This window comes from Methylobacterium amylolyticum (assembly GCF_030700245.1).
Lineage (GTDB): Bacteria > Pseudomonadota > Alphaproteobacteria > Rhizobiales > Beijerinckiaceae > Methylobacterium.
This window is the reverse complement of sequence record NZ_JAUYZI010000041.1, coordinates 43106-53773: the sequence shown is the minus strand read 5'-3', so window position 1 is coordinate 53773 and position 10668 is coordinate 43106. Positions and strand designations below refer to the sequence as shown.

The 10668-nt window shown below is 63.4% G+C and carries 12 protein-coding genes, 2 tRNA genes and 2 pseudogenes; 6 read left to right on the top strand and 10 right to left on the bottom strand.

Features of this window, described 5'->3' with window-relative positions:
- From Q8W71_RS24230 to Q8W71_RS24215, 4 genes are all read right to left on the bottom strand, one after another.
- On the bottom strand, positions 1-193 hold a 193-nt coding region (locus Q8W71_RS24230; protein WP_305527973.1), incomplete at its 3' end, for a transposase.
- A gap of 63 nt (positions 194-256) precedes the next feature.
- Positions 257-481, bottom strand: a complete 225-nt coding sequence (locus Q8W71_RS24225) for a hypothetical protein (RefSeq protein WP_305527972.1) — start codon at positions 479-481, stop codon at positions 257-259.
- Positions 481-693, bottom strand: coding sequence for a hypothetical protein (locus Q8W71_RS24220; RefSeq protein ID WP_305527971.1), 213 nt, complete (start codon positions 691-693; stop codon positions 481-483). Before Q8W71_RS24220 ends, Q8W71_RS24225 begins: the two co-directional genes overlap by 1 nt.
- A 475-nt stretch (positions 694-1168) precedes the next feature.
- Positions 1169-1336, bottom strand: a complete 168-nt coding sequence (locus tag Q8W71_RS24215; RefSeq protein WP_305527970.1) for a hypothetical protein — start codon at positions 1334-1336, stop codon at positions 1169-1171.
- A 205-nt stretch (positions 1337-1541) separates the two neighbouring features.
- On the opposite strand from Q8W71_RS24215, the gene Q8W71_RS24210 reads away from it, so the two are divergent.
- Complete coding sequence (locus Q8W71_RS24210) at positions 1542-1796, top strand: hypothetical protein (RefSeq protein ID WP_305527969.1); 255 nt, start codon at positions 1542-1544, stop codon at positions 1794-1796.
- Between the two features lie 602 nt (positions 1797-2398).
- Positions 2399-3049 (top strand): PAS domain-containing protein, encoded by a 651-nt coding sequence (locus Q8W71_RS24205; RefSeq protein ID WP_305527968.1) that lies wholly within the window; start codon positions 2399-2401, stop codon positions 3047-3049.
- Between the two features lie 14 nt (positions 3050-3063).
- Here Q8W71_RS24205 and Q8W71_RS24200 read toward each other — a convergent pair.
- A pseudogene (locus Q8W71_RS24200) lies at positions 3064-3525 on the bottom strand (IS5 family transposase); the annotation flags it as partial.
- On the opposite strand from Q8W71_RS24200, the gene Q8W71_RS24195 reads away from it, so the two are divergent.
- Positions 3430-3777, top strand: a complete 348-nt coding sequence (locus Q8W71_RS24195) for a hypothetical protein (RefSeq protein ID WP_305527979.1) — start codon at positions 3430-3432, stop codon at positions 3775-3777. The pseudogene Q8W71_RS24200 and the gene Q8W71_RS24195 overlap by 96 nt on opposite strands.
- Before the next feature lie 358 nt (positions 3778-4135).
- Here the strand turns inward: Q8W71_RS24195 and Q8W71_RS24190 are convergent, their stop codons facing one another.
- The 3 genes and pseudogenes from Q8W71_RS24190 to Q8W71_RS24180 form a co-directional block, all read right to left on the bottom strand.
- A complete protein-coding gene (locus Q8W71_RS24190; protein ID WP_305527978.1) occupies positions 4136-4789 on the bottom strand; it encodes an IS630 family transposase in 654 nt (217 codons plus the stop codon).
- Positions 4723-5199, bottom strand: a pseudogene (locus Q8W71_RS24185) (helix-turn-helix domain-containing protein); the annotation flags it as partial. The pseudogene Q8W71_RS24185 and the gene Q8W71_RS24190, both read right to left, overlap by 67 nt.
- Before the next feature lie 84 nt (positions 5200-5283).
- A complete protein-coding gene (locus Q8W71_RS24180) occupies positions 5284-5622 on the bottom strand; it encodes a hypothetical protein (RefSeq protein ID WP_305527967.1) in 339 nt (112 codons plus the stop codon).
- 288 nt (positions 5623-5910) lie between these two features.
- Between Q8W71_RS24180 and Q8W71_RS24175 the strand changes: the two genes are divergently transcribed.
- Complete coding sequence (locus tag Q8W71_RS24175) at positions 5911-6135, top strand: helix-turn-helix domain-containing protein (RefSeq protein ID WP_305527966.1); 225 nt, start codon at positions 5911-5913, stop codon at positions 6133-6135.
- Between the two features lie 123 nt (positions 6136-6258).
- Positions 6259-8298: an ATP-binding protein gene (locus Q8W71_RS24170; RefSeq protein ID WP_305527965.1), complete on the top strand. Its 2040-nt coding sequence runs from the start codon at positions 6259-6261 to the stop codon at positions 8296-8298.
- A 104-nt stretch (positions 8299-8402) separates the two neighbouring features.
- On the opposite strand, the gene Q8W71_RS24165 is transcribed toward Q8W71_RS24170, so the two are convergent.
- Entirely contained in the window at positions 8403-10175 is a 1773-nt protein-coding gene (locus Q8W71_RS24165; RefSeq protein WP_305527964.1) for a site-specific integrase, read from the bottom strand.
- Between the two features lie 92 nt (positions 10176-10267).
- Positions 10268-10357 (bottom strand) — tRNA-Ser (locus Q8W71_RS24160).
- A gap of 198 nt (positions 10358-10555) precedes the next feature.
- Between Q8W71_RS24160 and Q8W71_RS24155 the strand changes: the two genes are divergently transcribed.
- Positions 10556-10629 (top strand) — tRNA-Gln (locus Q8W71_RS24155).
- The last annotated feature ends 39 nt before the right edge of the window (positions 10630-10668 follow it).

Below are 10668 nucleotides of genomic sequence, written 5' to 3'. Positions count from 1 at the left end.
CCACCGCCGCCCGCTGTTCAGCCAGGACCGCGCGGCGCCAGCGAAACAGCAGGCTGGAATGCAGCCCGTGCCGGCGTGCCACCGCCGAGGCCGACGTGCCCGGCTCGTCCGCCTCGGCCAGGATCGCCCGCTTCTGCTCCGGCGACCACGCCCGGCGCGTGCCGGCGACCACGACGTGCGAGGGAAAAGTCATAGATCCAGACCCAGGGCCGATACAGCGCCATCCGACGCCAGCACCTGTATCCAGAGCGCGCCACTATCCGCGCAAGGCAGCCGTCACCGAGCGCTTACCCAGGTCCCTGCGCGCGGCCTCGATCGCGGCCTCGATCAGCGCACAATCGGCCTGGACGAGCGCACCGTCGCTGTCCCGGCGGTCGAGTAGGCGCTTGAGCGCCGCCAGCCGGACATCCAACGTGTGCAGGCTGGCCTTGGCGGCGCTTTCGATGCCGGTCCGGCCCTTCGCCTCATCGTCGCTGGTCATCAGGCTTGGCGCGTCTGTACGGAGCCCAGCGGCGGCATCTCCGACAACTCCAGCAGCACGCGCGCGCCCTTGATCGCGGCCAGCGTCGTCGCAGGCGCTCCATCACGGCGGGCTTCCGCGTCCAGGCAGTCGAGGTGGTCGCCGACCTCCACTGCCCGCTGCCGGTTACGATCCGATGGCATGTCCCCAAGCAGGTCGATCAACTGCGCCATGAACCGGCACGGGACGGGGTCGACCTGGGCGTTTGACAGCATGCGCAACGTGGGCCTCGGTGTCGAAGGGCGGCCCCTCTACCCGGCCTCGGTTCCGGTCGCAGTCACATGGATCACTCACCCTGCCGATATCGCCGGGGCGCTGCTGCGACGCTCGGCGAACGTGCCACCATGATGCTGGGGCCTGCGGCCCTAGCCGGACTTCTCGGCTGATGGTGCTATCTGAGCACAGCGTTCGCAACGGCGCGACGCTACACCTCAAGCAACTCGCCGGGAGGGCCCCGATCAGCCCACCGGGCCGAGCCGCGGCCTCACGGTTCGCGGGGCTTCGTCGTCCAGGTCATCCACCGTGACGCTGCCCTGCGCGTGCCGCCGTGGCTCGCTGTCACGGCTGAGGTTATACGCCTTCCTCTTCCTCCAGAGAGACCACCTCAAACCCGCTCGGCAGTCTGCCGTGGCGGGTCTTTTTGAGGCTTCACGCGTCGTCGACCCGAAGCGGACGAATGGACGGGCGGCGAACCCACACGGTCTCGCGGGTCCACCCGCCCTCGGCATCGGGGTTGCGAAGCTCGCGCCCGCGCGGGGCGTGGCCGTCGATCAGGCAGATCATCAGGGTCAGGGCGAGCCAGATCTGGGCACGCATGGACACAACACCTCGAACGCGACAAGCGGGCGGTGTGCGCCGGAATGGTTGTCAGGATCTTGTTCTACGGCTGCGCTTGGGTCAGGGCGGCCATGCGCCGCCCGGCGGCCGATCCTGGGCCGGACCTGCTACGTGCCCGGTCCACCCGCCCCACTCGCCGGTCATGGGGCTCGTTCAGTCGCGTCAAGTCGCCGAGGCACAGCCCATGAGGAAGCTCCTCGCGATCACGGTAATGATGCTCGCGTGTACCGCTCCAGCCCTCGCCCAGGCCGATCGGCTCGACCGGGCCTGCGACCCGCAGACGACGGGCTCGCTGCACGTCGGGCCGCAAGGTCCACATCCGATGGGTGCGAGGACGGACAAGATCGAGGTGACCCCGCCGGAGGAGAGTTGGCAGGAGGAGGCTCAGGAGGAAGCTGAACGGCGCAGGCAGCATCTCATCGAATGCGGCGTGGACTGAAGCTCGTGCGCGGTTCACCGCATGGCGCTGCCGCTGGGCGACGCTGCTCAAGCAGAAGGCGTCAGGCGAACTCTTCGGCGGCCCCTACGCTCGATCTGGTGAAACCGGTTTCACTGGCCGACATCAACTCCGGGAGCTGCGTGGCACCGGAAGACGCACACCGGCTGTTCGTCCCTGCCTGATGAGATGCACGGAATGAGAGCCACCGCGCTCTGCGTCGTATCTCGATCAGCGCAGGTCTGGCGGATCTACGGAGGTCCCTGCCGCACGGGACCGGCCGCTACTTCTTCGGGGGCGTGGCGTCCGCTTGCTGCGGCTGCTCCTCCTGCTCCGTCAACCTCTCGCCCTCAGCCGGTCCGAAAAAGGAGGCGACTGGCACGCTCAACACATCGGCGATCCGGCGGAGGAGGCGCGCTGAGCGCACCTGCTCAGCGACCGTCCGTCCATCGTCAACTGCGTCGGTGGGGCGATACTCGGACATGGCATACCAAGTTGTGGCCGAGCGCGGCCGTTCCACGCTGAGGTTGCGCGCCGCAGTTTGGAACAATCTTAGTGCACGCAGTTAACGCAGGTTGGGATCTGAGCTGCCGGATAGGACCATTGTGACGATCGAACCGACGCCGTCCATCCGGCCCTATGTGCCCGCGGCGCTTGCTGCATCCAAAGTCGGGACTTGGGAGTACGATATCCCTGCCGATCGGTTCCACATGGACGCGATCATGGCCCCCCTCTACGGGCTGACCTTGGAGGAAGGTGAGCTGGGCGTGCCCATCTCCCGTATCCGGACGGCCATCCATCCCGAGGACCTGCCCCGCCACCTCGCCCGCTGCGCGGAGATGTTCCGCCACGGGGGCCTGTTCATCATGGAGTACCGCACCCGGCCTTGGCCCGGGACGGAGCACTGGTTGATGCTACGTGGCAGCTACGAAGCAAACGCGAGGGGTCAGGTGGTGATCGGTCGCGGCATCGCCATCGACATGACCGAGAGCAGGCAGGACGGCTACGCCGAGGGTCAGGCGCACTTCATGTCCCCGAGTTTGAGGGAAGGCCTGGGAAACCCGCTCGATCAGCTCGCGGAGCATGCGCTGCAAGCCCGCTCCGCGACCGATCGGGTCGGCGGGCGGGTGGGTGCGCTCCTACGCCCTCTCGTGGATGCGCTGCTGTACGGCATCGGGCGGCAGCTCGCTGCGCGGTTCGATGGGCCGGAAGATGTGCAGGACGAACCGGAGCGTAAGTCTGGGCGTCCGCACTAAGAGTCTGTCTGGGATCATATTGTTGTCTGACAGAGCTTTCGGGTCATGAGGCGGATGGAGGCCAGCAGCAAGAAGGCGCGCGCGGTGCGCGAGGGGCACTCCCAGTCCTTGGCCAGACGCCGACAGCGGTTGAGCCAAGCAAACGTCCGCTCGACGATCCAGCGCTTGGGCAATACGACGAACCCCTTGGCCTGGTCGCTGCGCTTGACGATGGTCAGCTTGAGCCGGCGGCAGACCCGGCGCAGCCCCGCCCTGAACGCCGGTCCCTGGTAGCCGCCATCCGCATACAGCCGCAGCAGGAACGGATAGAGACCGAACAGCGTGGCCATCACCCACACGCCGCCGGTGCGGTCCTGCTCGCTGGCCGGATGGACCAGGGCGTGCATCAGCAGGCCCTGCGTGTCGACGAGGATGTGCCTCTTCTTGCCCCGGATCTTCTGGCCCGCGTCGTAGCCCGGCGGGTCGACGGCACGCCCCCTTTTTCCGCCCCCTTCTGCGAAGTGAAGATCGACGGGATGTGGCAACCAATCGACATGAAGGAGGCGGCCGGGCGTTTCCGGCTCGCGCCCAAGCGCTGCCCGGTCTGTCACGGGCCGGTGATGACGACGAGCACCTACGTCCAGCCCGTCCAATACCGGGTGACCCACCGCAGGGCGCACACCGGCTGCCCGCTCATTGGCCCCCGGTACGTCGGCACGCCCTCACCTCACCCGGACGCGCTTACCTGAAAAATTGGGCTCGGCCCCGCTCGGATCCGCTCACCGGGCGGGGGAGCCCTGACTCTCACCAGCTTCGAGCCCAGACCGTTACGCGACGCGGCTCACCCCTGACGATGCTGGGGCCGGGTTAAGACGGTGGTCGAACGCGGCCATGGTCCCCGTCCCGAACCGGGAGGGGATCGACAAACGGCTACGCTCGGCTACACGGCGGCCATGCGAATGCTCTGCCTCGCCCTGGTCCTCGCCGCCCTGACCATGCCAGCGGTGGCGCACTGGGGACGACCCGGGTGTCCGGCTCCGGCGGGCTTGAGCGGCTGGTGAAACCGGTTTCACCGGAGAGCTCCCACCTCATACCATTTCCGGTTGATTAGTTCGGTATCGGCCGCTGTGGCCACCAGCGGAAGAGGGTGTTGGCCCGTACGGTGTCTTGTTGGGCTTCGAGGTCGCGGCAGCGCTGCTCGATGCGGTCTTGGATCTCGGCCAAGCGGTCGAAGTGGTGGTTGACGATGGGTTCGTCGACGAGGCGCCAGAGGTGCTCGGCGGGCTGGAGTTCGGGGGTGTAGGGCGGCAGGTAGACGAGCCGCAGACCGTCCGGCACGCGCAGTCCGGGTTCGGTGTGCCAGCCGGCGCCGTCGAGCAGCAGGATGATGGTGCGCTGCGGGCCTGCGCCAGCCTCGCGGGCGAACAGCGCGAGCAGGCCCTCGAAGAGCGGCTTGGAGACGCCGTTGCCGACGTACCAGTGGCTCTCGCCGGTGGCGGGTGCGACGAAGGCGGTGACGTAGAGCCACTCGTAGCGGTGATGGCCGAGCGCGGCCGGCCTCTGCCCGCGCGGAGCCCAGACGCGGCGGATGATCGGCTTCAGCCCGATGCGGTGCTCGTCCGTGCAGAAGAGCGCGACGGGGCGGTCGGGATGGCGCGCTTCTTCCTCGGCGAGCGTATCGGCGAGTTTTTTTTGAAGGCGGCCTGCGCCTCGGGGCTGGCGGCGGCCGGGTTCTTCGGGCGCGGCGCCTGGATCGACCAGCCGATCGCCTGCAACGCGTCCCAGGCCCGCTGCGGGTAGACCGAGACGAGCCCGAGTTCGCCCGCCATCCAGGCGGCGATCTTGGTCGTGGTCCAGACCCCGCCGTCGGGCGGCGGCGTCTCCAGGCGCGTGCGCAAGCGATCCAGCAGTTCGGGCGTCAGAAGCCGGGCCTTCGTGCCGTTGTGCCGACGCCGGTCACCCAGCGCGTCCGGGCCGAACTGGTTGTAGCGGCGAGCCAGTTGCTCAAGCCAGCGCGGCACGAAACCGGTCACGGCGGCGACCTCCGACACCGTCTGTCCCTGGGCCAAAAGCCAGATCGCCTGGTAGTGCCGCGCCGCGCAGGCGTCTGCCTGCGTGCGAGCCCGCCGGCCCAGTTCCTCGACGCTCAGATGCTCGGCGATGTGAGCCATGTCCGCCTCCGTAAGACGATGCGCAGGCTAACCCCAAGACGCCTCAACGGGAATCCGCCACGAATCAATCAGCCGGAAACAGTATCACTCGTCAGCTTCGATCGGCCTTGCAGACATGCCGACATAACCCTCCTGAACGTCGAAACTCATTTGATAGCCTCCGAAATCCTCCAGGCCGCTCCCTCGCGCGTAACTCTCGCCCCGAGCTTTTGCCGTCACGAACTCCTTCTTGGCGGTCAGAGACATCGTCTTAATACGCTTCTCAATCTGAGGTGCGCTCAACGCAGGATCGAAAGATTTTGCTAGAGCCCTCGAAAATGCAAGCCATCTGGTCGCAGTCACTTCTCCTTTTCCGCGGATAGTCCCGTTCAGGCTTGTGATGAGACCATTCTTGCAGTCGGCAATCAAATCGATGTCGTCCATGCCGGAGATCTCGAAAGTGACCTTTTCCGTCCGCTGAAAACTGATCGGTGGGAGCAAGCGTGTCTTAGCCGCTTCAGCTATCAGGCGCTCCTTCCACTGATCGCATGCGACTGGTGAGGGTTTCGCTGTTACCGGTTGCACCGCCCCAAGCGCCATTGCGACTGACACGGCGGTCGCACCGACCCAATACCAACCCATCGACCCGTACCCTCCCCGCGGCGCTTCCCGCACCGTTTATTACTCATAGTCTATGGATGGATCGCGGCCAAGCTCGCTTCCGTCCTTGGCATGGACGCGCGGCGAAGGGTGGGGCTGAACATCCAACGGATCAGGCGCAGCCGTGGCCTGTCGCAGGAGGAGTTGGCGGCACGAGCGAACGTGCACCAGACCTACCTTAGCGGCGTCGAGAGCGGCAAACGCAACCCGACCGTGCTGGTGCTAGACCGCTTGGCGAGCGCCCTGTCGGTCGACCTGGCAGACCTGACGGCGCTGCCGCATCTCCCGACAGGGTAGTGGAGCCAGGCCGGCGTCGAGCCCGCAACGCGTCTGTGCGCCGCGCGATTACGACCGGTGCTTGGTATGGGAGGCGATCAATTGTTCCTATAGGGTTCCGCCCCGGCGATCGGGGCGGAAGCGATGACTGTGGGAACCGGGGTACGGACCGTCCCTGTCGAAATTCAGGACGACTTTGTTGAGCATCAGGCTCGCGCCGCCCCGTTGCAGGCCCTGGCGGAGTTTGTGTGGAACGCCCTCGACGCCGACGCGACTGAGGTCGACATCGCGCTTGATCGTAGCGAGTTGGGGCTCACGCACATCACGATCCGCGACAACGGTACAGGCATTCCGTACGACGACGCCCCCAAGCTGTTTAGCCATCTTGGCGGCTCGTGGAAGAAGATGCGTGGTACGACACTGCGGGATGGGCGAGCACTCCACGGGCGAGAAGGGCGGGGGCGCTTCAAGGCGATCGCGCTCGGCGGCGCCGCAGACTGGCACGTCACCTACGAGCACCCAAATGCCAAAGAACTACGCAGTTTCAGTCTTGCTCTGCTCGCCTCTCACCCGAAACAGATACGCCTTACAGAGGAAAAGCCGGCGATATCACCTCGATCGGGCGTTGAAGTTGTAATAACTGAACCGAAGCAAGACTTTCGATCTTTGCAATCAGAAGATACGGCTCAAGATCTCGCCGAGATATTTGCGCCTTATCTAAAAAACTATCGAGCGGTGACGATCTCTTATCAGGGTGTCAAGCTCGATCCAGGATCTGTCACGACTGGAACTAAAGCTTATAATCTCAATGATATTGATGTTGAGGGAAAAACCTATTCCATCCGGCTGGAGATAGTCGAATGGCGCAGGATGAACAAGCGAGCTTTGTATCTCTGCAACGGCAAGGGATTTCCTTTAGCGACCGCCGATGCTCGTTTCCACGTTGGCGGGTATTTCTTTTCTGCATACTTAATTTCGTCTTATATTGAAACGTTACATGACAACAACATGCTTCAATTGGGCGAAATGACGCCCGGTCTAAGTGGAGCTATCGATCAAGCCCGCGATCAGATTAAGGATCACTTTCGGCGACGATCAGCGGAGGCTGCTCGTGGCGTTGTGGAAACATGGAAGGCCGAACGAAGCTATCCGTATGTGAACGCTCCACGGACCGCCCTGGAGGAAATCGAGCGCCAGCGATTTGATATTGTGGCTGTCACAGCCAGCGAGCACGTACCAGAATTTCTAACAGCTACGCCAAAAGCGCGGGCGTGGCACTTGCGCCTTCTGCGACAGGCGATCGAACGCAGTCCCGATGATTTACAGCTGATCTTTAGCGAAGTGCTCAAGCTGCCCCAACGTAAGCAGGAGGAGATGGCAAGCCTGCTGAGGGAGGCGGAACTAACATCGATCATTGGTGCAGCTCACGTGGTCGCTGATCGATTAAAGTTCCTAGCGGGCATCGAGGCTATCTTGTTTGCTCCTGACCTCAAACCGCACCTCAAAGAACGTTCGCAGCTTCATCGCATCGTCGCCGAGAATACTTGGCTGTTTGGCGAAGAATTTAACCTAATGGTAGATGATCGTAGCCTGACGGAATGCTTGCGGCAGCACGCCAAGAGCTTGAAGAAGAAACTTGTTATCGACGCACCAGTCAAGCACCCGACGAAAGCTCGCGGTATCGTCGACCTAATGCTGTCAAAGCAACGCCGATTGCATCGAGTATCAGATGTGGAACACCTTGTTGTGGAGTTGAAGGCCCCAACTGTTCCGATTGGTCGGAAAGAAGTTGTGCAGATCGAGGAGTATGCTCAAGCAATAGTATCTGATGCGCGTTTTGATGTAACAAACACTAAGTGGAAGTTTTGGGCGCTGTCGAACGAGGTTGATGAAGCTGCGCTAGGTATGCGTCAGATCCCAAACGCGCCTGAGGGAACTATCGTTGACAACAATGGTGTGACGATTGTAGTTCGCCGCTGGGGGCAAATTATTAATGAAAACAAGGCTCGCCTTCAGTTTTTTCAGGAGCGACTCAATCACAGCGTCGATAAAGCATCTGCCCTCAAACATCTTCGCGAGCGTTACGATACTATTCTAACGACTACTGTGACTGAGGATGCGATCGAGGCCGCCGAATTGGCTGAAGCGACTGCGGGCGATCTTTCAGAAGACGCACATGTATAGAAGTGTGTGGTGTTGGCTGCGAAGGGCTGGTCCCGCAGTGAAACCGGTTGCACTGGAAAACGCCTATCGCTTCCCATGCCCCATGGCGGCAGCACCGCACTTAGTCAGGTTGTGAGATGTTCCAAGTCGAGCCCGTCATACCGGATGCGCTGCATATGCTCTTTGAGTACGGACGCGGTGATCCGACCGCTTCCATAGTGCTCCTCCATCCCTCCGCGGACCCAACCGCCTAGCGCCGTCACCACGTCGGGCGGCACGCTTGCCTCGCGCATCGCATCTCGGAAAGTGTGCCGGAATGAGTGGAAGGCGTTGCGCTCACGCTTGACCCCGGCGTCCGCTAGGAACCGCGAGAACCACTTCGAGAACGGACTGAAGTATCCATCGGCGCCGCGGACGATGTCCGGGAACAGCCGCTCGGCGCCGGCCTTGCGCATCCGCTCAACATGCTGGGCGAACCCGATCCGCACCAGCATCGGGTGCACAGGAATGTACCGCTCACCAGCCTCGGTCTTCACACGCTTGCGGTCGGCCTCGTCAACGTCGTCGCCGTCGGCCGAGATGAAGATGCAGAGGACGCCCTGGAACAGGCGCACGTCCTCCGTGCGAAGCTGCGCGATCTCCCCTTGGCGCATACCGGTATAGAGCCCCACCAGCGGGATCCAGAACCGCCCCCGCCGTGGCCGGTTCGGTCCCGGCTTCGCATACCCGTTCTCGTCATCCTGACAGCCGATGTAGAGCAGTGCCTGAAAGATTGCGGTGAGTTCGGCGACAGTGAACGGGTCGCGCCGATGGCGTTTCTTCACGCCCTTGAGGGCGAGGCGCTTCGCGGGGTTCTGCGAGATCCAGCGCTCGCTCTCGGCGTAATTGAAGAGGGTCGCCAACGAGTCGATGTAGTGGTTGATCGTGGACGGCCGAAGACGGTCGGCCTCCGGCAGACCGAGCTTCGACACATCGACAAGCGACTTTCCCGGGAACCGCTTCGTCGCATTCGGTGGCAGAGCTTGGACGATCGCCCGGAACGCTTTGCAATCCTCGCGAGAAACGTCGCGGATTGGCTGGTCGGCTCCAAATAGCTCAATAGCGAGGCGGAAAACCGCGTCATATGTCTGCTGGAGCTTCGTGATCTGGCCCGCCCGCTCCGGCTCTGCGCGAAAGGCAGCGATCACCTGGGCCAGCGTTTTACCCTTCGGTTCGCCACTCGGCTCGAAGACAGGATCGAACGCGACCGCCCGATAGTTGCCCATCAGGCGGGCTCGGCAGCGTTTGATGTCTTCTAGCTGTCCACGGCGCAACATCGCCAGCAATCGGCGAAACTGGGCCGACGCCGCATCCTCTTTGGCCACCACGAATGGCATCCGGGAAACGGCAGCCCGGATTGGATCGAGCTGGCGCCGGACGAGGCGCACATTGTTTGCCCGAAGCAGGCGGACCGCAATTTGATAGGCTGCATCGAGGCCGAGGTCGTTCGGATCATCCAGCGCGGCTTCGTCCTGAGCCAAGTGAATGAGGGCTTCGTCTCGATCCAACGGGACCGCCATCTCGTGCCGCCGTTTTCCCTCTTCGTTTGCGGTCTCGAACCACGCGATGGCCATTTCATCGATGGCAGCATCTTCGAGCGAGGTCAGGGCTACGCTGCCGATTGTATCTAGGGGATCCGTTGCCACCCGATCGCGGAGGGCCCGGCACTGACGGTCGAATGCGTCCGCTTCATCGCGCACTCGGCGCTTTGCCTCCGCGAGATCGGTTGTGCGGAGGGACTTCCACACCTGCTCTCGCCCGAAGGTAGCTACGAGATCGCGTGGGACTTTGGCCTTGAAGTACCAGTTCGCGCTGCCCTTGCGCTGCGCGAGATAGGTGTGGCGGCTCACGTCGCTCATGCTCCCGGATAGCACCACGGGGTAGCAATCGCCTAGTCGTAAGCCGTTGATTTCGGTGAGCTTCGTGGTGGATCAGCCACTTAGCGAAGCGCTGGCGGAAGGGGTGGGATTCGAACCCACGGTGGAGTCGCCCCCACGGCGGTTTTCAAGACCGCTGCCTTAAACCACTCGGCCACCCTTCCCGGCCCCGCGCCCCGGTCTTGGGCCCGGCACGGAGCGCCGTCAACACCGGACCGCGAATTGCCGGGCCTCGCTGGGCCGCACGGACCGGACACGGTTGACCTGCCCGGGCATTCCGCCTATTCGACCCCCGCACCGGACGCCGCGCCTTGCGCAGCACGCAGCGCGCCCGGTCGACACGGCGCGATGTCGCCGCGGATTGGGGGATAGTTTAACGGTAGAACGGTGGACTCTGACTCCTCTAGTCCTGGTTCGAATCCAGGTCCCCCAGCCACCGCCTGACGCTTTACACACAATCGAATCGCCGCTCACA

Coding starts and splice junctions, on each gene's coding strand:
- Q8W71_RS24215 (WP_305527970.1), bottom strand. CDS start 1,336: ATGCGTGCCCAGATCTGGCTCGCCCTGACCCTGATGATCTGCCTGATC.
- Q8W71_RS24210 (WP_305527969.1), top strand. CDS start 1,542: ATGAGGAAGCTCCTCGCGATCACGGTAATGATGCTCGCGTGTACCGCT.
- Q8W71_RS24165 (WP_305527964.1), bottom strand. CDS start 10,175: ATGAGCGACGTGAGCCGCCACACCTATCTCGCGCAGCGCAAGGGCAGC.
- Q8W71_RS24170 (WP_305527965.1), top strand. CDS start 6,259: ATGACTGTGGGAACCGGGGTACGGACCGTCCCTGTCGAAATTCAGGAC.
- Q8W71_RS24225 (WP_305527972.1), bottom strand. CDS start 481: ATGACCAGCGACGATGAGGCGAAGGGCCGGACCGGCATCGAAAGCGCC.
- Q8W71_RS24180 (WP_305527967.1), bottom strand. CDS start 5,622: ATGGACGACATCGATTTGATTGCCGACTGCAAGAATGGTCTCATCACA.
- Q8W71_RS24175 (WP_305527966.1), top strand. CDS start 5,911: ATGGACGCGCGGCGAAGGGTGGGGCTGAACATCCAACGGATCAGGCGC.
- Q8W71_RS24220 (WP_305527971.1), bottom strand. CDS start 693: ATGGCGCAGTTGATCGACCTGCTTGGGGACATGCCATCGGATCGTAAC.